21 protein-coding genes and 1 tRNA gene are annotated in these 25,485 nt (G+C 52.0%); 3 read left to right on the top strand and 19 right to left on the bottom strand.

The window, feature by feature from the left end; genetic code table 11:
* Positions 1–3: 3 nt before the first annotated feature.
* The gene (locus tag ACFWUL_RS03835) at positions 4–1,233 is read left to right on the top strand and encodes an IS30 family transposase (RefSeq protein WP_416177577.1); all 1,230 of its coding nucleotides are present in this window, start codon (positions 4–6) and stop codon (positions 1,231–1,233) included.
* A 472-nt stretch (positions 1,234–1,705) separates the two neighbouring features.
* Here the strand turns inward: ACFWUL_RS03835 and rnc are convergent, their stop codons facing one another.
* The 8 genes from rnc to ACFWUL_RS03795 form a co-directional block, all read right to left on the bottom strand.
* Positions 1,706–2,440: a ribonuclease III gene (gene rnc, locus ACFWUL_RS03830; protein ID WP_416177856.1), complete on the bottom strand. Its 735-nt coding sequence runs from the start codon at positions 2,438–2,440 to the stop codon at positions 1,706–1,708.
* Positions 2,437–3,684 carry a beta-ketoacyl-ACP synthase II gene (fabF, locus tag ACFWUL_RS03825; protein ID WP_416177855.1) on the bottom strand — a complete coding sequence of 416 codons (1,248 nt, stop codon included), beginning with the start codon at positions 3,682–3,684 and terminating at the stop codon, positions 2,437–2,439. The genes rnc and fabF overlap by 4 nt, the downstream gene beginning before the upstream one ends.
* A 179-nt stretch (positions 3,685–3,863) precedes the next feature.
* Positions 3,864–4,097 carry an acyl carrier protein gene (locus ACFWUL_RS03820; RefSeq protein ID WP_008858827.1) on the bottom strand — a complete coding sequence of 78 codons (234 nt, stop codon included), beginning with the start codon at positions 4,095–4,097 and terminating at the stop codon, positions 3,864–3,866.
* 122 nt (positions 4,098–4,219) lie between these two features.
* Positions 4,220–4,963, bottom strand: coding sequence for a 3-oxoacyl-[acyl-carrier-protein] reductase (gene fabG, locus ACFWUL_RS03815; protein WP_416177854.1), 744 nt, complete (start codon positions 4,961–4,963; stop codon positions 4,220–4,222).
* A 3-nt stretch (positions 4,964–4,966) separates the two neighbouring features.
* Positions 4,967–5,905: an ACP S-malonyltransferase gene (gene fabD / locus ACFWUL_RS03810; protein ID WP_416177853.1), complete on the bottom strand. Its 939-nt coding sequence runs from the start codon at positions 5,903–5,905 to the stop codon at positions 4,967–4,969.
* Between the two features lie 177 nt (positions 5,906–6,082).
* Positions 6,083–7,075 (bottom strand): beta-ketoacyl-ACP synthase III, encoded by a 993-nt coding sequence (locus tag ACFWUL_RS03805; RefSeq protein WP_297020678.1) that lies wholly within the window; start codon positions 7,073–7,075, stop codon positions 6,083–6,085.
* Positions 7,076–7,116: 41 nt separating this feature from the next.
* The gene (gene plsX, locus ACFWUL_RS03800) at positions 7,117–8,154 is read right to left on the bottom strand and encodes a phosphate acyltransferase PlsX (protein WP_416177852.1); all 1,038 of its coding nucleotides are present in this window, start codon (positions 8,152–8,154) and stop codon (positions 7,117–7,119) included.
* Positions 8,147–8,692: a DeoR family transcriptional regulator gene (locus ACFWUL_RS03795; protein ID WP_297020684.1), complete on the bottom strand. Its 546-nt coding sequence runs from the start codon at positions 8,690–8,692 to the stop codon at positions 8,147–8,149. Before ACFWUL_RS03795 ends, plsX begins: the two co-directional genes overlap by 8 nt.
* Positions 8,693–8,989: 297 nt before the next feature.
* On the opposite strand from ACFWUL_RS03795, the gene ACFWUL_RS03790 reads away from it, so the two are divergent.
* Positions 8,990–10,069 carry an NAD(P)H-dependent flavin oxidoreductase gene (locus tag ACFWUL_RS03790; RefSeq protein WP_416177851.1) on the top strand — a complete coding sequence of 360 codons (1,080 nt, stop codon included), beginning with the start codon at positions 8,990–8,992 and terminating at the stop codon, positions 10,067–10,069.
* Positions 10,070–10,223: 154 nt separating this feature from the next.
* Here ACFWUL_RS03790 and ACFWUL_RS03785 read toward each other — a convergent pair whose 3' ends face one another.
* The 4 genes from ACFWUL_RS03785 to ACFWUL_RS03770 form a co-directional block, all read right to left on the bottom strand.
* Complete coding sequence (locus ACFWUL_RS03785; RefSeq protein ID WP_297041640.1) at positions 10,224–10,391, bottom strand: hypothetical protein; 168 nt, start codon at positions 10,389–10,391, stop codon at positions 10,224–10,226.
* A gap of 1,010 nt (positions 10,392–11,401) precedes the next feature.
* Complete coding sequence (locus ACFWUL_RS03780) at positions 11,402–14,539, bottom strand: efflux RND transporter permease subunit (RefSeq protein WP_416177850.1); 3,138 nt, start codon at positions 14,537–14,539, stop codon at positions 11,402–11,404.
* A gap of 9 nt (positions 14,540–14,548) precedes the next feature.
* Complete coding sequence (locus ACFWUL_RS03775; protein ID WP_416177849.1) at positions 14,549–15,727, bottom strand: efflux RND transporter periplasmic adaptor subunit; 1,179 nt, start codon at positions 15,725–15,727, stop codon at positions 14,549–14,551.
* 143 nt (positions 15,728–15,870) lie between these two features.
* A complete protein-coding gene (locus ACFWUL_RS03770; protein ID WP_416177848.1) occupies positions 15,871–16,341 on the bottom strand; it encodes a YhcH/YjgK/YiaL family protein in 471 nt (156 codons plus the stop codon).
* 763 nt (positions 16,342–17,104) lie between these two features.
* Here ACFWUL_RS03770 and ACFWUL_RS03765 point away from each other — a divergent pair.
* Entirely contained in the window at positions 17,105–17,272 is a 168-nt protein-coding gene (locus ACFWUL_RS03765; RefSeq protein ID WP_416177847.1) for a hypothetical protein, read from the top strand.
* Positions 17,273–17,570: 298 nt separating this feature from the next.
* Here ACFWUL_RS03765 and ACFWUL_RS03760 read toward each other — a convergent pair.
* From ACFWUL_RS03760 to mutS, 7 genes are all read right to left on the bottom strand, one after another.
* Positions 17,571–17,647: transfer RNA gene (locus ACFWUL_RS03760), tRNA-Val, on the bottom strand.
* A 172-nt stretch (positions 17,648–17,819) separates the two neighbouring features.
* Positions 17,820–19,064, bottom strand: a complete 1,245-nt coding sequence (locus ACFWUL_RS03755; RefSeq protein WP_416177846.1) for an aminotransferase class I/II-fold pyridoxal phosphate-dependent enzyme — start codon at positions 19,062–19,064, stop codon at positions 17,820–17,822.
* A gap of 9 nt (positions 19,065–19,073) precedes the next feature.
* Entirely contained in the window at positions 19,074–19,274 is a 201-nt protein-coding gene (gene hfq, locus ACFWUL_RS03750) for an RNA chaperone Hfq (protein WP_297020704.1), read from the bottom strand.
* On the bottom strand, positions 19,264–20,190 hold the full coding sequence (gene miaA / locus ACFWUL_RS03745; protein WP_416177845.1) for a tRNA (adenosine(37)-N6)-dimethylallyltransferase MiaA: 927 nt from the start codon (positions 20,188–20,190) through the stop codon (positions 19,264–19,266). Before miaA ends, hfq begins: the two co-directional genes overlap by 11 nt.
* The gene (locus tag ACFWUL_RS03740; protein ID WP_416177844.1) at positions 20,187–20,969 is read right to left on the bottom strand and encodes a class I SAM-dependent methyltransferase; all 783 of its coding nucleotides are present in this window, start codon (positions 20,967–20,969) and stop codon (positions 20,187–20,189) included. The genes miaA and ACFWUL_RS03740 overlap by 4 nt, the downstream gene beginning before the upstream one ends.
* The gene (gene mutL / locus ACFWUL_RS03735; RefSeq protein WP_416177843.1) at positions 20,966–22,897 is read right to left on the bottom strand and encodes a DNA mismatch repair endonuclease MutL; all 1,932 of its coding nucleotides are present in this window, start codon (positions 22,895–22,897) and stop codon (positions 20,966–20,968) included. Before mutL ends, ACFWUL_RS03740 begins: the two co-directional genes overlap by 4 nt.
* Positions 22,897–25,461 (bottom strand): DNA mismatch repair protein MutS, encoded by a 2,565-nt coding sequence (gene mutS / locus ACFWUL_RS03730; RefSeq protein ID WP_416177842.1) that lies wholly within the window; start codon positions 25,459–25,461, stop codon positions 22,897–22,899. Before mutS ends, mutL begins: the two co-directional genes overlap by 1 nt.
* Between the last annotated feature and the right edge of the window lie 24 nt (positions 25,462–25,485).

Below are 25,485 nucleotides of genomic sequence, written 5' to 3'. Positions count from 1 at the left end.
ACTATGAGCAACATTGTCAATTCTACAAGGAAGAACAAACATCTCACCTTTGATGACCGACTCACCATCGAAGCGATGCTCAAATCCCAATCTACTTTCTCCGAAATTGCACGTACTATTGGAAAGGATGCCAGCACAATATCTAAGGAAGTACGTAAACATCGGGAATTGGCTGCAAACAACTGGACTCGCCGCGATGACAGTGGCCGTGTCTTAAACGACGAATGTCCCAAACTCACCCATTCGCCTTATGTCTGCAATGGCTGTAAGCAAAAGCCATACTGTCATCTTAAACGTCTGGTCTATAGAGCCAAATCTGCCCAAAAAGATTATGAGGCCCTCAGGTCAGAATCCAGAACCGGTATTGCACTTAATAAAGCCAGTTTCTGGGATACTGACAGGAAGCTCCGGGAAGGGATAAAGAAAGGGCAGCATATTTACCACATTATGCAGACCGAGGAAATTCAGGCGTCGCAGGCTACTGTTTACCGCTATATCAAGAAAGGATACTGCTCTTTCAGCCCGATCGAACTTCCCCGTATGGTCAAATTCAGATCCCGCAAGCCCCGTCAGCTTGAATATGTGCCGTATGGAGCAAAGAAAGGCCGCGCATATGAAGATTTCCAGCAGCATATCGCTGCAAATCATATTACGCACTGGGTTGAGATGGACACTGTAATTGGACGTGTCGGAGGCAAGGTACTGCTTACAATGCTCTTTACCAACAGCAATTTCATGTTTGGCCGGCTGCTGCCCAACAAGACGGCCCAAGCTGTAACGGAGCAGTTTCAAACCCTCCGTCAGAAATTCACCGATGCCGGCATTCCCTTTGCCAGTTGTTTCTCTCTTATCCTTACAGATAACGGGGGAGAATTCGCCAATATAGATGGCATCGAGATGAATGCGGCCGGAACGAGGGAAACACGCCTCTTTTATTGCGATCCTATGCGCTCCAGCCAAAAGCCCCGCGTGGAGAAGAATCACACACTCCTCCGTGACATCCTGCCGAAAGGAGCCAACTTCGACAATCTGACGCAGGAAAAAGTAGATATAATCTTTTCCCACATAAATTCAACCAAAAGGGCAGTCTTTAATGGCAAAACCGCCTACGAAATGTTTACCCACATCTATGGTACGGAGGCTGCCCACATTTTAGGAATCTGCAAAGTTCCTGCTGAAAACGTTGTGCAGACGACAAAGCTGCTCCAGATACTTGGAGTTGTAGCATTCTAATCCATTTCCGGACTGGCCAGCTGACCGCCTGTTCTCCAATGCTTGTCAAGACATGTCTTTCGTCTTGACAAGCATTGGAGAACAGGCGAAAATCAGCAGCCCCGGAATGGATATTGTCAACTGCTTGCTTTTACCAGCAACAAATTCAACAGCATCTTCTTGTTTTAGAGCCAGGAGTATTTCTCAAAGCAACTTCATGTCAACCGGAATTTACTTTGAAAAATAACAATTCAAAGTTTCTTTTAGCATGCGCTGAAACAGTCTTATTGCTCTAAAATTCACAATTAACAACGAAAATTAAGGCGATTTTTACAATTTCCCAAACTAACTTCCAGCAAATTTCTCGAACTTATCGCCAGTTTCAGGCGACCGGAAGTTACTTTGAGAATTTACGCATTCTTTTCAGCCACCTTTTCAATAAACAGCGAAAACAGTACCATGAAAAGTTTCTCTTTCCATGGTACTGTCTCTTTCACACAGCTGCGCCATTTTTGATGCGGCTGATAGCTTCTTTCGCTGCCCGCTGGGCTGCTTCCTTTTTATTTTTTCCGATACCCGTTCCGAAATCTTTTCCATTGATAGTGATCTGCATCCAGATGGTCTTATCATGGTCCGGTCCTTCATCGTGAATCACATTGTATCGGATTTCTACATCCCCATGCTTCTGGACCAGTTCCTGAAGGTCCGTCTTATAGTCATGGTCGTAGTTGCCTTCATCAATGAGGTCAAGGTATTTCTTTAAATGCCCCAGGATGAAACGGGCCGCCACCTCGTAGTTGTTGTCCAGATAAATGGCGCCGATGATGGACTCGAATGCATCGCCCAGGATGGACATTCTTGTCCGGCCGCCGGACATTTCTTCGCCCTTTCCCAGGAGCATGTATTTTCCTACCTGGAACTTGGCGGCACATTCCGCACAGGCCGGTTTACATACGGCACTGGCCTTGGCCCGGGTCAGTTTCCCTTCCGGCCAAGATGGAAAACGGAGGAAAAGGTATTCCCCCACCACCAGATCAAGAACGGCGTCCCCAAGAAATTCCAGTCTTTCATTATCATGGATAACTTCCCCTTTATGCTCATTGGCATAGGAGGTATGGGTGAGGGCGGTATTCAGAAGCTCAATATTCTGCATGGGGATATCATTATCCACTGCAAATTTCCTGACCGCTTCCAGCCGCTCTTTCCGTCTTGTTTCAGCGTGGCTCATTCTTCATAGCGCCTCATGATAACAACGGCGTTATGACCGCCGAAGCCGAAGGCATTGGACATGGTGACGTCCACCTTTACATCCCGCGGTCCTTCCGGAACGTAGTCCAGGTCGCATTCGGGATCCGGAGTCTTCAGGTTCAGGGTCTGGTGAACCCGGTTGTGTTCAATGGAAAGTACGCAAACCACCGCTTCGATGGCACCGGCAGCACCAAGAAGGTGGCCGGTCATGGACTTGGTGGAGTTGATTACTACATCATAGGCATGTTTGCCGAGGACATCTTTAATGGCCTTGGTTTCGTTTTTATCGTTCAGACCCGTGGATGTTCCATGGGCATTGATATAGTCGATATCATTGGGGGAAATGCCGGCATCATCGATAGCTTTCTGCATGCACCTTGCAGCCAGTACGCCGCCGGGACGGGGAGCGGTAATATGGTAGGCATCGCCGTTGGAGCCGTAGCCGATAACTTCCGCATAAATGTGGGCGCCTCTCTTTTTTGCATGTTCCAGTTCTTCCAGGATCAGTACGCCACTTCCTTCTCCAAGGACAAATCCATCTCTCCGTACGTCAAATGGACAGGATGCTTCTTCCGGCGGGCATTCCCGGGAAGAAAGGGCCTTCATGGCAGCAAATCCGGCCATGGGAGTCTTGGCAACAGCTGCTTCCGTGCCGCCGGCAAACATAACATCGGCATCGCCGTACTGGATGGTCCGTGTCGCACGGCCAATGGCGTTATTTCCGGAAGCACAGGCGGTCACATCGGCCAGCACCGGCCCCATGAGTCCGAAATTGATGGAAACCTGGCCTGCTGCCATGTTGGCAATCATCATAGGTACTGCAAAGGGGTTGACCTTTGTGGGTCCTTTGATATCGATGCGGTGAACCGTTTCTTCCATGGTATTGATACCACCGATGCCGGTACCGATGATGGTGCCTACCCGGTTCGGATCTTCCTTCGTCATATCCAGCTTGGCATCGTCCACAGCCATCTTTGCTGCAGCTACGGCAAACTGCACATTCCGATCCATATGGCGGACCGCTTTCCGGTCTCCCACATATTTCACGGCATCAAAATCTTTGACTTCTCCTGCAATGCGGACCGGGAAACCTTCCGCATCAAATTCGGTAATCGGACCAACGCCGGACTTCCCAGCCATCAGGGCATCCCAGAAAGCATCCGTACCGATACCTACCGGAGAAACAACGCCCATACCTGTAATAACAACTCTTCTTTTTTCCATTAAGGAGCACCTCACTAATAAACGATATATGTAATGCACGAAAGGATAAGACCTCAAAAAAACGGGCAACCCCCGGGAAACACTGGTTACCCACTTTTTTGGGGTATTTTCCCCCATCATACTGGTTTGCCGGGGAACAGGTTCCCCGGCTTCCATTATGATTATGACAAATTCCTGTATTACTGAATCTGGCTGTCGATATAGTCTACAGCGTTCTTTACTGTCTTGATCTTTTCAGCAGCATCATCCGGAATTTCAATATCGAATTCTTCTTCGAATGCCATGATCAGTTCAACGATATCGAGGGAATCAGCGCCCAGGTCGTCAATGAAAGTAGAATCGATGGTTACATCAGCTTCGTTAACGCCGAGCTGGTCAACAACGATTTTCTTCACTCTGTCAAAAGTGCTCATTTATGATTTCACCACCTTTCATTGAAAATAGTACCTTTCTGATTATATTACAACCACAGGAGGTTGTCACCTGTTTTTATAAATTTAACAGGCCCCAATTGATGAGGTGCCTCCCTGGAGCTTTACATAGCCAATCCGCCGGATACCACCAGTACCTGACCGGTGATATAGGAAGAGTCATCGGATGCCAGGAAGCATACGGCCTTCGCCACATCTTCCGGCTGCCCCATACGGCCCAAAGGAATGGAGGCAATCATGGATTCCCTGATCTTTTCAGGAATGCCATCGGTCATGGCAGTCTCGATAAATCCGGGAGCCACCGCATTGACACGGATATTCCGGGCCGCCAGTTCTTTGGCACAGGACTTGGTAAGACCAATGACACCGGCCTTGGCAGCGGCATAATTAGCCTGTCCGATATTGCCCATGATACCTACGACGGAGGAAATATTAATAATGGAGCCCTTTCTCTTTCTCATCATCATCATGGCTGCTGCCTTGGTGGTGAGGAAATCACTTTTCAGGTCTGTAGCAATGACATCATCCCAGTTTTCTTCCTTCATCCGGATCAGAAGAGCGTCACGGTTGATGCCGGCATTATTCACAAGGACATCAAGACCGCCAAATTCTTCCTTCACTGTCTTGAAAACCCGGTCCACATCTTCACTCTTGGATACGTCTCCCTGCACCGTGAATGCACGCCCGCCGGCAGCTTCAATTTCTTCCTTCACTTTCTCTGCTGATTCCCGGCTTCCTGCATAATTCAGGGCCACACAGTACCCCTTCCCTGCCAGAGCCAGGGCAATGGCACGGCCGATGCCCCGGGAAGCCCCGGTAACAAGAGCTGACTTTTCAACGTTTTCCATGGATTATTCTCCTTTCAGGGCTGCCACCACTTCGTCCACCGTTGCCGCATCTTCTGCGTGGTGGCAGGGAATGGAGCGGTCAATTTTTCTCATGAATCCGGAAAGAACGGTGCCCGGGCCGGCTTCCACGGTATAGTCCACACCGCCGGCGATCATGTTGCGTACCGATTCTTCCCAATGCACCGGATGGGCCGCCTGGTCCACCAGGTTTCTGCGGATATCCTCGGCCTTTGTTTCTTCCTTTGCATTTACATTGGCCACTACGGGGATCCGGGTATCATGGATGGTAATGGAATCCAGCACTTCCTTCAACCGTTTGGCAGCCGGTTCCATGAGGGTGGAATGGAAGGGGGCACTCACGTGGAGCATGATAGCCCTGCGGGCACCGGCAGCTTTCAATGCAGTGCAGGCCTTTTCTACAGCCTTTGTGGCACCGGCAATCACCACCTGTCCCGGGCAGTTGAAGTTCACCGCCTGCACCGGTTCACTGTCCGTAGATACGGACTGGCAGACTTCTACAATTTTATCCGGTGTGAGGCCGATGACTGCTGCCATGCCGCCTTCACCCAGGGGTACCGCTTCCTGCATGAAACGGCCGCGAAGATGAACCGTCTTCACCGCGTCCGCAAAGGAAATGGCTCCCGCTGCCACGAGGGCGGAATATTCACCGAGGCTGTGGCCTGCGGCAATATCCGGTTCAATGCCCTTTTCTTTCAGTACCTGCCATACAGCCACACTGGCAGTCAGGATGGCGGGCTGGGTAAATTCCGTCTTCATCAGTTCGGAATCGGGACCTTCAAACATCATTTTAGAAATGGAGAAGCCCAGTGTATCGTCCGCTTCTTCCACCAGTTTCTTTACAGAATCATATTTTTCGTAAAGATCATGAACCATTCCCACTTTCTGGGATCCCTGTCCGGGGAAAAGAAATGCAAGTTTCATTGTATCACCTCATGAGTAAGAAAAAGGGTAATTTGATTATATGTATAGAATGGCTAAACATCATTTGTATGGGGCTTGTACCTGACAGGGCTTCAGCCTTCGGCCAGGGCAATGCGCAAGCATGGCTCTACCTGCCGGCAGGGCCCTGTCTGCAGGACAACCCCCTGCCCAATCCATTCACATCCAACGCATCACATCGCAGCCCCAGGTGAGGCCGGCACCAAATCCCGTGAGAACTACAATATCACCATGATGGACCTTTCCTGCCCGTACGGCTTCGTCCAACGCAATACCCACGGAAGCAGCCGATGTATTACCAAAGCGGTTCACATTCACCCACATTTTATCCTGTGGAAGGCCAAGGCGCTTGGCAATGGCCTGGATAATGCGGTTATTCGCCTGATGGGCGATGAACATATTAATATCCTCTTTTTTCAGTCCCGCTTTATCCAGTGTTTTCATTGTGGTAGCGTCCATATGGCGAACAGCAGCCTTAAACACTTCCGGTCCTTCCATGTGGATATAAATACGGCCGGAATCAATGGCCCTGTGGGTTACCGGTTCTGCTACACCACTGGCCGGGATGTCGAGGATTTTGCCCAGGCTCCCGTCGGAACCCAGGTCCGATGCCAGGAGGCCATAGCCATCCGGTACTTCCCCGATCACCGCAGCTCCGGCACCATCGCCGAAGAGGATACAGGTAGACCGGTCATGCCAGTTCACCAGGCGGGACAGGATTTCCGCCCCTATGATCAGTATATGTTTATACATACCCGCCTTTACCAGGTTTGATGCCAGGGCGGTGGCATAAATATAGCCGGAACAGCCCGCAGAAATATCCATGGCTCCTGCATGGGTGCATCCCAGTTTATCCTGTACCAGGCAGGCCGTGGAAGGAACCACATAATCCGGAGACGCCGTAGCTACCAGGACGAAATCGATATCATCAGGGGTAAGGCCCGATGCTTCCAGCGCCTTTTTGGCTGCTTTAATACAGAGGTCCGACGTATTTTCAGACTGGGCAGCAATATGCCTGGTCTCAATCCCCGTCCTTGTACGAATCCATTCATCGGAGGTATCCACCATTTTTTCCAGATCCCCATTGGTGAGTATCTTCTCCGGTGCATAGTGGCCGGTTCCCAGGATACCGGCGGAGCATTTATCACTCATAGTCAAATAATCCTTTCTTTGAAAGGAGCATAAACGACGGCTCAGTCGACGCTGCCCCGCATTTCTTCCTTTTTCATCTGACCCAGGGCTTCAGTAACCACCTGGTCCAGGTGTTCATTACATACATCCCTGGCCATGCGGATTGCATTCTTGATGGCCTTTGCTTTCGATGCGCCATGGCAGATCAGGAGAACTCCCCGAATACCAAGGAGCGGGGCACCGCCATATTCCGCATAATCAAGCCGTTTAGCCACATATTTCTTCAGCGCCGGCTTCAGGAGAAGACCTCCCAGCTTTGCCCGCAGGCCTCCCTGCATAACTGCCTCTTTCAGGAGCGTGGCAATCAGCTTCCCGGCACCCTCGCCAAATTTCAGCACCACATTCCCTGTAAACCCATCGGTCACAATGACGTCAAAGTCTCCGGTCATTACATCCCGTCCTTCTGCATTGCCTGCAAAGGGGATGATTTTCTGGCGGCTCAGTACAGAATTGGCTTCTGCCACCAGGGGGCTGCCCTTGGCACTTTCAGCGCCAATATTCAGGAGTCCAATGCGGGGAGAATCGATGCCTGCCACTTTTTTTGCATAAATATAACCAAGCAGCGCATTCTGTATATAGGTGTCCACCTTGGGCTGGGCACTGGCACCGGAATCAATGAGGTACGTGTACCCGCCCTTTTCATTGGGAATAGGAGTAAGAATAGCCGGCCGCTCTATGCCTTTGATGCGTCCGATCCCCAGAAGGCCCGCTGTTACAGCGGCGCCGGTAGACCCGGGCGCTACGAGGGCGCCGCAGGTGCCGTCTTTCACAAGGCGGGCCCCCACCGAAATGGAGGCATCCTTCTTCTTCCGGAATGCCATGCCCGGATGTTCTCCCATTTCAATCACTTCGGAGCCATGATGGATTTCCACCAGAGGATTGTTCTCCTCATGGTTTTCCTTTACAATCCGGCCTATTTTCTCCTGGTCCCCTACAAGAACTACGGGAATCTTGTATTCCCGCACCGCCTGCAGGGCCCCAAGCACAATTTCCAGGGGGGCAAAATCTCCGCCCATCGCATCGACAGCAATTTTATCCATGGGACGCCTCCGTCTGATTCAAAATCTCCATAATAAACTTCGCCCGGTAAACCTCCTGGTCGCCGGCGAAAAAGCTGATGTAAATGTGTTTCTTATTGCCCCGCATCAGTACGATGCGTCCTTTTACAATCAGAAGTGTACCAGGTACTACAGGAATCTTATATTTTATATTTCCCACCTGGGTAGAAGCGAAAGGAACCCCGGCCAGGGACTCCGCAAAATCAGCAGCCGCTCCATAGAGCTTTTCTGCCGGTACCATTCCAGCACCGTCTGCCACTTCTTCGTCAGTCTTAAATAGACCGACTCCCTTATCCCCCACATCCAGATCAAGGATGCGAATCCCCTTTCTGGCTTCGGAAGGCTGGGAAATGACAAGCTGCTCCATACGCTCCCGCATTTGGGGGATACCCAGAGTCTGCCGGTCAAGCCGTATGGTGGCCTGGGAAACAGAAAAATGCCCTGCCAGATCCTCATCTGTCAGACATGGATTTTGGCGAAGTAAACTCTGTATGGCTTCCCGTCTTTTGTTTTTATCCATTTTACATTTTTCAGTCACTATTATCACCTACTGCTAATACTATACCATAACGGTGCAAGTATTTCCATGAACAGATAAACACAGCAGTTTTTTCACCAAGCTATGAATGTTTCGAAATATAATAAACGATAATTTATTTATGTATGAGAATATTAAATAATATTTATCATTCTTGCCATTGACTTCTTAGTTATCATGGAATAAACTACAGTAAATACAGGATATATTAAGTACAGCTATTTGTCAAACACATTTAATTTATAGTTTCATATTTATGAAACAGTAAGGAGAAATACTATGAACTTTCCAAAGCTTCATATCGGTGACCTGACTGCCCGGGTTCCTATCATCCAGGGCGGTATGGGGATAGGCGTCAGCCTTTCCGGATTGGCAGGGGCCGTAGCGAAGGAGGGTGGTATTGGGGTGATTTCCGCCGCCCAGGTCGGTTTCAATGAACCCGATTTCCGCACAAATACAGTCAAAGCCAATATTCGTGCCCTGAAAGACCAGCTCCAGCGAGCCCGGGAAAAAGCAAAGAATGGCATTATCGGTGTGAACATCATGTGGCGGGGACAGCATTATGAAGACTACACCCGTACGGCTGCAGAAAACGGGGCAGATATCATTTTTTCCGGAGCCGGTCTCCCTGCGGACCTTCCGGTCTGCGTAGAAGGAACGGACACCAAAATTGCTCCCATTATCGGTTCCCCAAAGGCGGCCAGGGTCATTCTGAAGCTCTGGGCGCGGCACCACAATCGCACTGCGGACCTGGTGGTCATCGAAGGGCCAAAAGCTGGCGGCCATCTGGGATATACCCGGGAACAGGTCAAAATGCATGAAAGCGATGGCTATGAAAAAGAAATCCGTGAAATTCTCGACGTGGTCAGGGAATTTGAAGAGAAGTTCAATAAAAAAATCCCCGTCATCTTCGGTGGCGGGATTTTCGATAAAAAAGATATAGAGCATTACCTGTCCCTGGGACTCTCAGGAGTGCAGATGGCCACCCGCTTCGTGGCTACCAAAGAATGTGACGCAGCCGAGGCATTCAAGAATATGTATGTCAAAGCAAAGGCCAAAGACGTGACTATCGTCCAGAGCCCTGTCCACATGCCGGGCCGGGCCCTGCTGAATCCCTTTGTCTGCGCTGTCAGACAGCGGCGGATACCCGTCACAAACTGCTTCCACTGCCTGAAAACCTGTGATCCCAGCACCACCCCCTACTGCATTACCCAGGCCCTCATCCGTGCCGTAAAAGGAGACGTGGACCACGGTCTGGTCTTCTGCGGTGCCAATGCCTGGAAAATCAATAAAATCACCACCGTCCACAACCTGATACAGGAACTGACAGAAGGGCCTCTTCCACAAAATAACGGATGAGAAAGCAGGTCTCCCACCTCTCATACCTTGGTACATACCGATCGGTATACGGCGATTCTTCGGTTTTCCCATACTTGCCTATCGAGTAGGAGGCGGGCTTCGGCCCGCCGACCTCTCACACCACCGTACGTACCGTTCGGTATACGGCGGTTCTTTAGTTTTCGCATTCCTGCTTATGCAAGTCTGCGATGATGTTGTTGTTTTCAGCAATCCTCACATGGATGGGCACTCCGGCATATCCTTGCTGTTCTGCAGCTGCTTTCTGCCAGTAGTCTTCTTTCTGAAGTTGTCTGCCTTTAAGCCCATGGTTGGTTACTTTCATTGACTAACATCTCCTAAAGTTCGGCCCTTCCCAGATGCCTATGAGCCATCTGGTACTATGGCCTCTGCTGACTTCTCACGGCAAATCTTATTTCAACCACAGCACAGCCCAGTAAATACAGCCTTATTCTGCTGTGTCCGTGAGACCTCCCCAGGTAAGAACGCACTCTTTCTCTCCATATATCCGCCACATGTACTCTGCAGGATTCCGTACAGCTATGGGACTTCAGTTTGTCATGCAACCTTATCCATCCTGCCGTAGCCTTATGTGGTTCTTGTACATCGGACCGGAGATTTGCCTGCACCTTCCTTCAGATTCCACCTCACGATGGACACCCTTGGTGTTCGGCTATGACCTTCCCGCTGTCGGGCGGTCTAGGGACTTTCACCCTTAAGAGTGCGCCCATGCTGGGCGCACATGAAAGCCCGTCAGGGACAGTTATCCCTGGCGGGCTGTTTTTTTATGGCTGATGACCAGGTCCAGCATAATTACCACTCTCCCTGTTCCTTTTTTCGGCAGCTGGCCATTTCCTGTACTTTCCATTGCAGTACTTTGTATTGCCCTGTCACTCTGTACCTCATTCTGATTTTTTTCACTGCCTCTGAAGGATGGCTCGCAAGGGTCATTGCTATTCCTCCGTTTCCAAAAGTGCCCCTTTCCTATCTGCCAGCTTAAGCTACGTAAGGAGCGTTATAACGAAGCAGTGCATAAAGGTCCTTATGAAATCTGACTTTGCGAATCAACCAGCGCCTCTCCCGGATCCATCTGCCAGGCGATCAGGCTCTGCGGGCCTGATCTGCACAAGGCACAAGGCTGAAGGCTCAAGGCTCACAGCCGTTCAAACGTACATCCAGCCCGAAAAGCGCTGCAGGCTGGCCAGCTTTCCTAATTGCCAGCAGCCAGAAGCTAGAAGCCCTCGCCCGTTCGCACGTACAGCGAGCCACACAAAAGGAAAAAAATCCTGAAAAATGATTGCTCATTTTTCAGGATTTTTTATTCGGCTTCACCGATTATTCATCAATGGTGACCGGTTTCTTCGGTTTCCGGAACCCATGGATCCGTTCGATAACGATGAAGAGCATGGGGACGATGAAAATCTGGAAGAACGTTGCTGACAGCACGCCGAAGACTACAGCGATACCCATTTCGGAGCGGGATACAGATCCGGCGCCGGTGGAGAGGGCCAGCGGAACGTTGCCGAGGATGAAGGCCAGGGAGGTCATGAGGATAGGACGGAGACGAATCTTCGATGCTTCGATGGAAGCTTTCACCACTTCCATACCGCTGTCCACACGGACCTTCGCATATTCTACAATCAGTATGGCGTTCTTTGCCGCCAGGCCGATGATGGTCAAAAGACCGATCTGGAAATAAATATCATTGTATACATTGAATACAAAGGCACCGAGGCAGGCTCCGAAGAAACCTGTCGGAATACCAAGGATAACGGAGAATGGCACTTTCCAGCTTTCGTAGAGAGCTGCCAGGGAAAGGAATACAAAGAGCATGCCAAGGGCCAGTGCATACACGGTCTTGCCGCTGGCCTCCCGTTCCTGTGCCGAGGATTCTGCAAAGGCATATCCGTAGCCATTCGGCAGGGTTTCCTTTGCCACTTCTTCCAGGGCATTCAGGGCCTGGCCGGAAGAATAACCGGCTGCCTGGTTGCCGCCGATCTTAACGGCCGGGAAGTTATCGAACCGGGTAATGACGGATACGGCGTTGCCTTTCTTCGGGGTAATGAAGTTGCTGATTGGTACCATATTACCGCTGGAATCACGGACAGACATGAACTTGTTGTCCGTCGGGCTCATGCGGTACTGGGTGTCCGCCTGGGCCACAACTTTGAAGTTACGGCCGAAACGGGTGAAATCGTTGATCTGTACAGAGCCGTAGAAGGCCTGGAGGGCGGTGAAGATATCGCTCACATTGACGCCATACTTGGCCGCCTTGTCCCTGTCCACATCGTAATTGTAGGATGGCGTATCCATACGGAATGTGGTGTAGGCCTGCTGGATTTCCGGACGCTGGTTGGCAGCGGCCAGGAACTGGTTCACCACAGCCTGCATGGCTTCATTGGAATCGCCATTCTTATTCTGGATGTACATGGTGAAACCGCCGGAAGCACCGAGGCCCGGAATAGGAGACGGGTTGAGGGGCATCACTGTCACACCGGGATGGGTGGCATTGAAGGCGAAGGCTCTGGCCATGACTGCATTGATCTGCTGGTCCTTGGTCTTCCGTTCATCCCAGGGTTTCAGCTTGATGAAAGAAAGGGCAGCATTCGGCTTCTGGCCATCGGAAAGAATATCAAAGCCCACAACGCCCTGGGTGACTTCTACTGCCGGATCTTCACCCATGTACTTCAGGAATTCCGTGACGTACTGGGCGGTACGGACATTGACGGAGCCTTCCGGCAGCTGGAAGGCATTCAGGAAGAATCCGTTATCTTCCTGGGGAATAAAGGCCGTTGGCAGCTTGATAAACATGAAGGTGGCTGCCACAAAGAGGACGGCCAGCACACCGATAGGCACATAAATAGCATGGGCCAAACGGGCCAGGATGGCACCATAGGCTTCCACCATGTGATCGAATCCATCGTTGAAACGGTCCCAGAAACGATCCAGCCGCCCCTTATCCGCTTTTTTCTTGTTCGGTCTCAAGAGTCCGGCGCAGAGGGCCGGGGTCAGGGACAGGGCGGTGAAGGCGGAAAGAATGACGGACACCGCAATGGTCAATGCGAACTGTTTATAAAGGATACCCATGATGCCGCCGAGGAAGGCAACCGGAATAAATACGGCAGACAGGACTACGGCGACCCCGATAACCGGGCTCTGCACCTTTTTCATGGCTGCCACCGTTGCCTGCCGGGGATTCAGGTTGTTGTACCGCATTTCGTATTCCACGGCTTCGATAACGACGATGGCATCATCCACGACGAGCCCGATGGCAAGGACCATGGCGAAGAGGGTCAGGGTATTGATGGTAAATCCGAGGACCTTGAAAGAAGCGAAGGTACCGAGCAATGAAACCGGCACCGCAATCATAGGAATCAGGGTGGACCGCCAGTTCTGGAGGAAAATGTACACAATGATGGCTACGATGATGAGGGCTTCCACGAAGGTGTGGAGTACTTCCTTGATGGAGGCGAAGATGAAATCGGTGTTATCCGCGTTGATGACATACTTCATGTCATCGGGGAAGGTTTTCGCATCTTCTGCCAGCTTTGCCTTAATGGCGCCGATGGTTTCCACGGCGTTCGCATCATCGGTAAGGGAGAACGCAACGGCGGATGTTTCATAATCGCCGGCACGGGAGATGAAGTCATAGTTTCTGGCATCCAGTTCCGTCCGGGCCACATCTTTCAGGTGAAGGAGGCTGCCGTCTTTATTCGTACGGAGGATAATATTTCCGAATTCTTCCGCTGTCACCAGACGGCCCTGGGCGGTAACCACATACTGGAAGGGCTGGTCTTTTGTCACCGGAGCCGCACCGATATTGCCGGCAGCAATCTGCTGGTTCTGGTTCGTTACGGCAGAGATGATTTCAGAAGCGGTGATATTGTTCTGCGCCATTTTCGTCGGATCCATCCAGATACGCATGGCATAGTCAGAACCGAATTCCTGGACCGTACCGACGCCTTTGATGGTCTTCAGTTCATCCAGGTAGTTTATGCTGAAATAGTTCTTCAGGAAGTTCTTATCGTAGGTGCCGTGGGGCGAATATAAGCTGACTACAAGAGCCATATCGCCGGAGGACTTCTTCGTGGTGACACCGATGTTACGGACCGTATCCGGCAGGCTGGCGTCGGAGGCGGTGACTGCATTCTGCGTGCGGACCGTAGCCATATCGGAGTCCGTCCCCGTCAGGAACTGCACTGTCAGTACGTAGGAACCGTTGGAGTTACTGCTGGAAGACATACTTTCAAAGCCTTCCACTGACACCGCATTCTTTTCGATGACTTCCGCCACCGTCTGGGCCACGACCTCCGCATCAGCGCCGGAATAGGTAGCACGAACGGATACCTGGGGCGGCGTGATTTTTGGGTACCGGTCCATGGGGAGCGTAAAGATACAGATGAGACCGGCAATAGAAATAACCAGGGCCACAACGATAGCAAAGATAGGACGTTTGATAAAGAAATTTGCCATAGTCCCACCTTACTTTCCGTTGTTGCGGTCGGAAGCGGTCTGGCCTTTGACAGATGCCGCAGCATCGGACTCCAGTTTATCTTTTGTCGTTTCTTCAGCCTCCACGGCCTGGCCGACTTTCACTTTATTCTGGCCATCCACAATGATTTCATCATTCGAGTCAATGCCGCTTACAATAATGGAGTAAATGCCATAGGTTCCGCCGACTTTAACGGCTTTCTGTTTTACCTTGCCATCTACCACCACGTCCACCATATCCTTATCCAGGAGCTGTACAAGGGCCTTTGTGGGGATGAGGATACTGCCCTTGGCAATTTCGTTATCCGAAACGATGGAAGCATACATACCGGGTACAAGGAGGTTATCGGGGTTCGGGAAAGCGGCCTTCATGGAGAGCTGGCCGCCGGTCATGGAGGGGTTCACCTGGACAATCTTGCCTGTTTCCCCATAGAGAGTACCATCAGAAAGGCGAAGCTTCAGGTTATCCCCCAGTTCCTTATTCTCTTTCTTCAGGGACAGGTATTCACTTTCAGACATATCGAACTGTACATAAATGGGGTCCGAAGAAGAAATAGTCACCAGAGCCGTATTCCCTGCGGTGGCATAGGTACCTACGTTCACGTCATCCATGGAAAGGGTACCGTTGAATGGAGCCACCACGATGGTATCGTTCAGGTTATTGGAAGCGATATTCACCTGGGCTTCCGCTGCATCCAGCACGCCCTTGTAAGCATCGGTGGCTGCTTTCTGGCTGTCATAGGTCTTCTGGGAAATGGCGCCGGACTGGATCAGCTGGTCATAACGGGCCAGGTCCCGGCTGGCGTTTTCATAATTGGCAGAGGCCTGGGCCGCGCTGGCCTGGGCTGCTGCAAGGCTGGAAGAATAATTTCTCGTATCCAGCCGGAAAAGGGGCTGCCCCTGGACTACCTGGGCACCGCCGGAAATATATTTTTCCATCACCGTACCGGACACCTTGGACCTTACCGGTACTTCCTGCAGCGCCATGATAGAGCCGGTATATTCCCTCATAATCGGAGTATCCGATTTGAAGGGCTTAAAGGTCGTTACCTTCATGGCCTGCTGCTGGGCTCCTGCCTGTTTGGAAGAGCCGCATCCGCCCATGAGCGCGCCGGCGGACAGAAGGAAACCGGCTGCCATGACAGCGGCAGCTAACTTCTTATATCTCATACATAACCCCCTTGAAAAAGATGGCAGGGCAGGTCATTGTCAAACGAAACTATCCTGCCCTTATGAATCTTTCTTATAATAACAAATTGTTGACTAATAGTCAATATAGACCAATGGTCATTCCTGTAAATCCTGTGTAATATTTATACCCGGTCCACCGGCACCTTCACCACCGCTTTCCGAAGTGTAAGGGCTCCCTTCTCCCCCATGCAGAGGGGACGGTGCAGGTCCTCCGGGAAGAACACCGCAAACCGGCCAGTGGTGAAATAGATGCGGGATTCCCCGTTTTTACCGGATTCATAGAAATAGAGATCCCTGTCTTCATGGGCCTCTATACAGGGTCCCGCTTCAAAGGATGTTTCCACGCCGATCCATTCTTCTTCCCCCCGGATTTCAAACTGGATATCTATAAATTTTTTATGGCCCTCCAGTTTCCGATCCTCCACTCTTTCTGTAGCGGGAGACTCCACAGACATGGAGCAGCCGCAGATGTCGTACTTGCCATCGAGCCTGTCATCAAATGGAAATGTCTTCACAGCATTAAGGCATTGGTAAATAAAAGAAGGCAGCTGTTTTTTGTATTCTTCCAGATGATTGATATCGCCGGTAATCATATAATCCTCCTGATATGTTTAATTACGAGATTTCGAGTACTGCCCTATATTACCACAATCTTTCACAATCTTCCCGATAAAAATAAGAAAAATCCATATTCCTTTAGAAACATACCATGAATAAGTATCATGAATGGAAGAATACGTGAATATAGACTGTTGGGAAAGACAGAGTTGAGAGTTGAGATTTGAGAGTTGAGATTTGAGGTTTCGCGGCTTCGCCGCATCCATACTGCGCCTTTGGCGCGGGATGGATGGCCGATAAGGAAGGCGCTTTATGGGCAGGCTAAGAGTCTTTTATATTCAGGCCAAACTTGGCAGTCCTATGCAGGACTGCCATCTCCAAGTGTGCCCAGCATGGGCGCACTCTTAAGGGTGAAAGTCCCTAGACCGCCCGACAGCGGGAAGGTCATAGCCGAACACCAAGGGTGTCCATCGTGAGGTGGAATCTGAAGGAAGGTGCAGGCAAATCTCCGGTCCGATGTACAAGAACCACATAAGGCTACGGCAGGATGGATAAGGTTGCTGCACAAACTGAAGTCCCATAGCTGTACGGAATCCTGCAGAGTACATGTGGCGGATATATGGAGAGAAAGAGTGCGTTCTTACCTGGGGAGGTCTCACGGACACAGCAGAATAAGGCTGTATTTACTGGGCTGTGCTGTGGTTGAAATAAGATTTGCCGTGAGAGGTCAGCAGAGGCCATAGTACCAGATGGCTCATAGGCATCTGGGAAGGGCTGAACTTTAGGAGATGTTAGTCAATGAAAGTAACCAACCATGGGCTTAAAGGCAGACAACTTCAGAAAGAAGACTACTGGCAGAAAGCAGCTGCGGAACAGCAGGGATATGCCGAAGTGCCCATCCATGTGAGGATTGCTGAAAACAACAACATCATCGCAGACTTGCATAAGCAGGAATGCGAAAACTAAAGAACCGCCGTATACCGAACGGTACGTACGGTGGTGTGAGAGGTCGGCGGGCCGAAGCCCGCCTCCTACTCGATGGGCCTGCATGGCTGCGATAATATAAAACTGCGGCGCTATCTGATCTGCGCGCCGCCACCATCACCCTTGCCAAAGGCCACAGCCCTGCCGGAGGCACAGCCTTATACAACGGACAGTGTCCTTGCCAAAGGCCGCAGCATTTCCTTTTCATTCGTCAATCTATCCCGGAGCTGCCTTTTACAGGACAGTAAAAGACAATAAAAAACCCGCCGCAGGCGGGTTATGGTGGGACTATCTGGGTTCGAACCGGAGACCTCTTCGATGTGAGCGAAGCGCTCTGACCAACTGAGCTATAGCCCCATGACGAGAACTATTATACCACGGATGGTCAGAAATGTTAAGTCTGTGTAATGATTTTATTTATATGAGGATTTGAAGAGATAGAATTCGGCGAAGCCGCTGGGGGGCTAGATCTGGGCCTGAATCTGGACCTTCAGACCTTCGGTCCCCTCAATTCCGGTCTCAATCTTTCTCACATCTTCCCCTGGGCTTCCAGTACCTTTTCTGCAGCTCCCATGATGGCCAGCTGGGCGTGTTCGAAGGTGAGCCCCCCCTGGAAGTACATCACGTACGGCGGGCGCACAGGGCCATCAGCGGACATTTCAATAGTGGAGCCCTGGACAAAGGTGCCTGCCGCCATGATAATGGGGTCCACGTATCCCGGCATGGGACCCGGCACCGGTGTGGCATCGGAGTCCACGGGAGACCAGTTCTGGATGGCTTCTGCAAAGCGGCACATGTTTTCTTCCGAGTCCAGTGTCACCGTGGTAATAAGGTCTGTCCGGAGGTGTCCCGGTTCCGGGGAAGTCTTGAATCCCAGGAGCTTGAAGACGGCAGAGCAGAATTCAGCGCTCATCATGGCCTGTCTTGTCATGTGGGGTGCCAGGAAGAGTCCTTCAAAGAAGGGGCGGTAGGAAGCGGCATAGGATCCCATTTCCGCACCAAGGCCCGGGGCAGTCCATACATAGGAGCACAGTTCCACCAGGTCCTTCCGGCCGCAGATGTAGGCCCCCGTGGGAGCCAAACCGCCGCCGGCATTCTTGATGAGGGAACCGGCAGTGATGTCGGCGCCCAGTTCAATCGGTTCTTCTTTGTTTGTAAATTCGCCGTAGCAGTTATCCACGAAGCAGATGGTATCCGGATTCTTTGCCTTTACGGTGTCAATGATTTTTTTAATGTCCGACGGGAAAAGGGAATCCCGGAGCATGTATCCCCGGGACCGCTGGATTTCTACGAGTTTCGTATGTTCATCCACGGCGTCGGAAATGGCCTGAAGGTCATAGGTATTACCCTTCAGGGGAACTTCTTTATAATGGACCCCTTTGGATTTCAGGTTTCCCGGCGCATTACCCGTAATGCCAATGACACTTTCCATGGTGTCATAGGGAGCTCCTACAGCAGAAACCATGGTATCCCCCGGATTCAGGAGAGCCAGGAGCACCGTGGCCAGGGCATGGGTGCCGGACACGAACTGCGGCCGCACCAGTGCACTTTCTGCGTGGAAAACGTCGCACCAGATTTCTTCCAGTTTTTCCCTGCCCGGGTCCCCGTAGCCATAGCCGTTGGACGCTGCAAAATGATAGGCGGAAAGATGGTGTTTCCGGAATGCTTCCAGTACTTTCTGTGTGTTGAAAAGGGATATCTCTTCCATTTCATGAAAAACAGGCGCACAAAGAGCAAGCGCCTCTTTCTGTACCTGTTCCAGTTTTTTATTCATTTGTTGTCATCAGATCCTTTGAATTGTTGATATAGCGTGTTTATAAATGAGCTGGGAACGGTTTTCGCTGACCAGGAGAACCGTAAAGCTGTCAAAGGACTTGACCCGGCCCTTCAGCTGGACTCCATTCATCAGGAAAATGGCTACCGGTGCATTTTCCTTCCTTGCTTCATTTAAAAATGTATCCTGCAGATTCAGTTTACCTTCCATCGTTGTTTTCTCCTCTGAAATATGAAATGACATAGGCCTTGATTTCCCTGTACCATATGTCTTCTTCTGATGGACCGCGTTCCACCCAGTGAATATATGGCATTCGTCTATACCAGGTGAGCTGCCTTTTGGCAAAGTGCCTGGTATTTTTCTGGATCAGCGCTTCCCCTTCCTCTAAGGTCCGCTCCCCCTTCACCACAGGAATGAGTTCTTTATACCCAATCCCCTTCAGCGCCTGGGATGATTCAGAAAGGCCGGAGGCCAGGAGATGCCTGACTTCGTCCAGGAGTCCTGCTTCAATCATGAGATGGACTCGCTTATTTATTCTATCATATAAAACGGCCCTGTCCATAGCAATTCCCAAAACAGGCCCATCAAAAAGGAGGGAATCCGCCTTTTTTGGCTTTTCCATTCCCTCTCCCGCCTCCAGGAGCTCCAGTTTACGGACCATCCGCTGAGGATCGGGGGGAATATCTTTTTCTCCCTTCGCCTCCAGTGCCTGAATGAGGGCTTCCTTTCCTTTTTCCTCCAGCAGTGTCTCCCATTGGCTCCGTCCCTTTCCCTTGGGAAGGAAGGAATACCCCTCCAGGAGCCCCTGGATATAGAGGCCCGTACCGCCGCAGACAATGGGGATGCGGCCCGCTTCGTTTTCTCTATGGATAATCTTCTTGGCCTTCTCCTGGAAATCAGCCGCCGAATAGGACTCGGAAGGCTCCAGTTCATCCACCAGATAATGGGGCACTCCCCGGGCCTCTTCTTTCGTGACTTTGGCGGTACCGATATCCATGTGCCGGTAGATCTGGAAAGCGTCTCCGGAAATAATGGATGACCCCAGCGCTTTTGCCAGGTATATAGAAAGATCCGTTTTGCCCGACGCCGTAGGTCCCAGTATGGTTATGAGCCTGTCTTTTTTCATACATCCATCACCCCGTAAGCTGTACTCTGTCCTTTTCTCCTGTCCACAAAATGGAAGAGCCCTGTAGAAAAGAGGCGGGAAAAGGGCCGCTCCTTCACGATAATTCTCATGGCCGCTGTCCTTTGGGCCAGGCCAAGGATTTCTTCTGTCAGGGAGTCATAGGCCGCTGCCTTTCGGAACCCCTCCATATTGTTTTCTCTCCGCTTCACCGGCGCCTTGAACATGGGATCAAAATAAATGACATCAAAGCTCTTTGGCTTTGCTTTTTCAAGGAATGTCCGGAAATCTTCATGGATGAGGGTAATCCGCCGAAGAGCCCGGGTCAGTCCTTCTTCCTTCGAATCCTCATAGGAATCGATGGCGGCCTGGCCGATTTCCCAAAGAGCTGTGCTTTTCTCCAGAGCCGTCACATGGCCCCTATCCCCCAGAAACCAGCTCATGGTGAGGGAGTCCCCGCCCTGGCCAAAGGTGGCATCCAGCACCGTCAGGTCCTCTTTATGGGGAAGGAGACGGCAGAGCCGGTCTTCATGGCCCTGCTCCATCTGCCCTTTCCTGAGCACCGATGTGCCGAAATGGTAATGGTACTCTCCCCCACCGCCGTAGTAATAGGGAAGGTCTTTCCCATACACCAGGAGCCCCTCCAGACGGAAGGCGGTCATCATGTCATCCAATGTGCCTTCCCGGCGGAAATAAGGAAGTCCCAGTGCCTCTGCCCTTGCCCAGGCCTCTTCTTTCACAGGCCTTGTCACATTCCGTATGGTGGTGATTCCCATGGTCATGGCCGTTTGAACAGCCTTCCCAGTTCCGTAGGTGTGAACTTCACAATGGTGGGCCGGCCGTGGGGACACACAAAGGGACGGGACGTATGGAAAAGGTCCGTAATGAGTTCCTTCATCTGCCGGATATTCAGGGGATCCCCCCGCTTGATGGCGCCCCGGCAGGCGGCGTAGGCCATCATGCGGTGACGCATGGTTTCCGGGGAAGGCACATCCTTTTCATGGTACGCCTTCACCAGTTCCTCAACCACCCGTTCCATTTCTGTCTGGGACAGGTCTTCCGGCGCCCCGGTAATGCGGATCACATCAGGTCCCGCCTGTTCGAAGGTGATTCCCAGCCTTTCGATGTCCTCTTTCTTATCCATCAGGAGAGGAATATCTTCGCTGTCCACATGGATGAGGTAGGGAATGAGGATCTCCTGGACCGGGATTCCCTCCGCCCGCTGTGCCAGATGGTCATACCGCACCCGTTCATGGGCCGCATGCTGGTCAATGATGAGGAGGTCCTTCCCGTGCTGGCAGAGGATGAAGCAGTCCGATACCTGTCCCAGGGGGATCACCGGGTCCTCCTGTTTTTCTTCTTCAAAAAGGGGATCCGCCGTGACCGCCTTCCGGTCTTCCGGATTTTCCCCTTCCTTCCTGTACCCATTAAATACGGAGCGGCTGGAGAAAAGGTCCTTCCTGTCCGTATCAGGCACGTAGGATTCTTCCCGGGAAGGTCCCTGTCCCCCGCCTGTAAAAGGCGGATGGGCACTGGGATGGTAAGCCTGGGCCGCCGGCTCTCCCCAGGACCTCTTTGGCGCCGTCTCTTCCGAAAGGCCGATGTCCGGCTTTCCTGAAGGATGGTCTTCCACCCGGATATCCCCGGGTTTGAAGCTGCCGCCATGGACGATTTCATGGCCCGGGTCCCGGATCATTTCCCGGGCTATGGTGTCCGCCGTGGATTGGGAGGTTAATGTTCCAAGCACTGCGTGGTACACGAGGCGGAACAGGGCCTGTTCATCGGAGAATTTGATTTCCCTCTTCTGGGGATGCACATTGACATCAATAGTCTCCGGCGGCACCTGAAACGAAAGGACCATGAGTGGATACCCGTTCTTTGGGAGCAGGGAATGGTAGGCGTTATCCACAGCCTTCGTGACCACCGCACTTTCTACGACCCTTCGATTGATGATAATGGTCTGGTACTGGCGGCTGCTTTTCAGAAGGGATGGCTTGGAAATGAGACCTTCCAGGAAGACCTCATTTCCTTCATCCTTCACTTCCAGCATTTCTCCGGCCGTCTTTGTGCCGTAGAGGGCGGAAACCACATCCATAAGGCGTCCGTTGCCGGGGGTCTCGATGACGGTGCGGCCATTATTGATGAGGCGGAACGCAATATCCGGATTTGCCAGGGCCAGCTTTCCCACCATGCTGTTGATGCGGCTGGACTCGGTGCGCTCGGATTTCAGAAATTTCTTGCGGGCCGGTACGTTGTAGAAAAGGTCCCGCACCTCCACCGTAGTCCCCGCCGGTGCGCCGCAGGGTTTGACTTCTTTGATCTCTCCCCCCTCCATTTCCAGCACCGTGCCTTCCACGTCCTCATTCCGGCGGGTGGTGATGGAAGACCGGGAAACGGAGGTAATGCTGGGGAGTGCTTCTCCCCGGAATCCCAAGGAAGCGATATGGTAAATATTATCCACCGAGGAAATCTTGCTGGTGGCATGGCGGATGACCGACAGCCTGGCATCTTCCTCGGACATGCCGCAGCCGTCATCGGTGACCCGGATATAGGTCATGCCGCCGTCTGCAATTTCCACTTCAATTTCATGGGCAGAAGCGTCCACTGCGTTTTCCACCAGTTCTTTCACCGCATTCACCGGACGTTCCACCACTTCACCGGCGGCGATCTGGTTTGCCGTAACTTCATCGAGCACATGAATCAGTGCCATTATCTTCCCTCCTTTGCTTCCTTGCTGAGGCGGAACAGGATTTCCATGGCCTCAATGGGAGTCTTGCTCATGACATCCATGTTCGCCAGTTCATCAATAATGGGGGACGTGAAGAGATCCATTCCCATGGGACTGTCCTGTCCCTGTTTTGCAGGGGCGGCAGTGGGCTTAACGCCGTCCTTTTCTTCCAATCCCTGGAGGATATCATCTGCCCGTTTCAAAAGGGATTCCGGCAGCCCTGCAAGCCTGGCCACGTGGATACCGTAACTCCGGTCGGCGCAGCCCGGCACGATGCGCCTGAGGAAGGTAATATCCTTTCCCCGTTCCTTCACGGTGACCGTGTAATTTTTGATATGGCTGCTGTGGTCCGCCATGTCCGACAGTTCATGGTAATGGGTGGCGAAGAGGGTAAATCCGTGAATTTTTTCATCGATATACTCCACCACCGCCCGGGCAATGCTCATGCCGTCGTAGGTACTGGTGCCCCGGCCGATTTCATCGAGAAGGATGAGGCTGTTCTTCGTGGCATTCCGGAGGATATGGGACACCTCCTGCATTTCCACCATGAACGTACTCTGGCCTGTGGAAATATCGTCGCTGGCTCCTACCCGGGTGAATATGCGGTCCACCGGCGAGAAAGAAGCGCTCCTGGCGGGAATGAAAGACCCCACCTGGGCCATAATGGTGAGCACCGCCACCTGCCGCATGTAAGTGGACTTGCCCGCCATATTCGGGCCCGTGATGACGAGAATTTCCTGGTCATTGTGGTTCAGTTCCGTATCGTTAGGTACGAACATTTCCCGCTTCAGCGCATGCTCCACCATGGGGTGCCGGCCGTCTTTAATGGAAATCCGGCCTTCCCTGGCGTTGGTAATCTGTGGCTTCACATACCGGTCCTTCAGGGCTGCCCGGGCGAGGCTGGAGAGGCAGTCCAGCTGGGCCAGGGCCCGCGCTGTCTTCTGCATATCCGGGATTTCCGGACGGATTTCCGCCTTCACGGCCTGGTAAATCTTGAGTTCCAGTTCCTCCGTCTTTTCTTTCGCCGTCAGCGCCTTCGCTTCGAACTCCTTCAGCTCCGGCGTTATGTAGCGCTCCGCATTCACCAGGGTCTGCTTTCTCATGTAATAGGCAGGCACCGGAATCTTATTGGCATTGGAAATTTCGAAATAATAGCCGAATACGTTATTGAACCCGATTTTCAGTTTAATGCCGGTTTTTTCCTTCTCCCGTTCCTCCAGGTCCGCAATGTACTTCTGGCTGTTTTCGGAAAGGGAACGGACTTCGTCCAATTCCGAAGAAAACCCTTCTTTAATGTACTTTCCGTCCCGGATGTTGCCGGTGCCGTTTTCATTCATGGACCGGTCCAGCAGGTCATACACCGGTCCGTGGATGCCGATCTGGGCATTCAGCTTCTTCAGGATCACCGACCCCGCCCCGGCCAAAAGGTTCTTGATCTGGGGCACCATCTTCAGGCTCGCCTTCAGGGCCAGGAGGTCCTTGGGGGATGTGGAATTTGCCTCGATGCGTCCCAGGATTCGTTCAAAGTCAAAGACCTGGGACAGCATGTCCTCCAGATTTGTGAGCTCCGTCATGTGGGTGGTGAGCTCTTCGATGCCATTCTGCCGGAGGGTGATCCGGTTCACATCGGTAAGCGGCCTCTCCAGCCACCGTTTCAGGAGCCGTGCCCCCATGGCGGTATGGGTGTAGTCCAGGAGTTCCAGGAGCGTCCCTTTCCGGCCGCCGTCCCTCATATTCCTGGTAATTTCCAGGTTCCGGAGGCACTCCTCCGAAAGGGTGAGCGTATGGTCTTCCCGCATGGGCTGCACCGAATGGAACGATGCCACCTCGGTTTTCATGACATCCTTCAGGTAAGCCGACAGCCGCCGGAAAACGAGCTGCACATTGTCGTTTTCAATAGAGGCAGCAGCCGGCGGGATATCCCCTTCCTCTTCCGATTCGGACCGGGACATGAGGCAGGCCCCCAGCCGGGCGGCGCAGAAGCTGGTCAGTTTTCCGTAGAATTCATCGGACACGGCGCAGATGGCTTCCGCCGGGGAATAGACAGAAAGCATGTCGAAGAAATCGTCTTTTTCCTTCTTTTTGTCCCAGACCCCCCACCAGCATTCACCGGTGGAAACGTCAGCCAGCACCGCATCGATTTCCCTGTCCCCTTCCATGATATAAATCAGGTAATTGTTGGACTTATCGGCAATGGAATTCTCAAAAAGAATGGTACCCGGTGTAATGACCCGGATAACGTCCCTTTTTACGAGTCCCTTCGCCTTCTTCGGGTCCTCCAGCTGCTCGCAGATAGCCACCTTGTAGCCCTTCTGGATGAGCCGGTAAATATAGATTTCCGCCGCATGGAATGGAATGCCGCACATGGGCACCCGGCCTTCAGGGCCCGCATTCTTTCCTGTCAGCGTCAGTTCCAGCTCATGGGATGCGGTGATGGCATCATCATAAAAGAGCTCATAGAAATCGCCGAGCCGATAGAAAAGGAGACAGTCCTTATAGCCATCCTTCACCTGCTTATATTGTGCCATTAAAGGAGTCTTTGCCATTTCGCCCTCCTGAGAATAAAGTGA

Source organism: Dialister sp., from assembly GCF_047832375.1.
Lineage (GTDB): Bacteria > Bacillota > Negativicutes > Veillonellales > Dialisteraceae > Dialister.
Note: the sequence above shows the minus strand (reverse complement) of the source record. Positions and strands in the feature narration are given on the sequence as shown.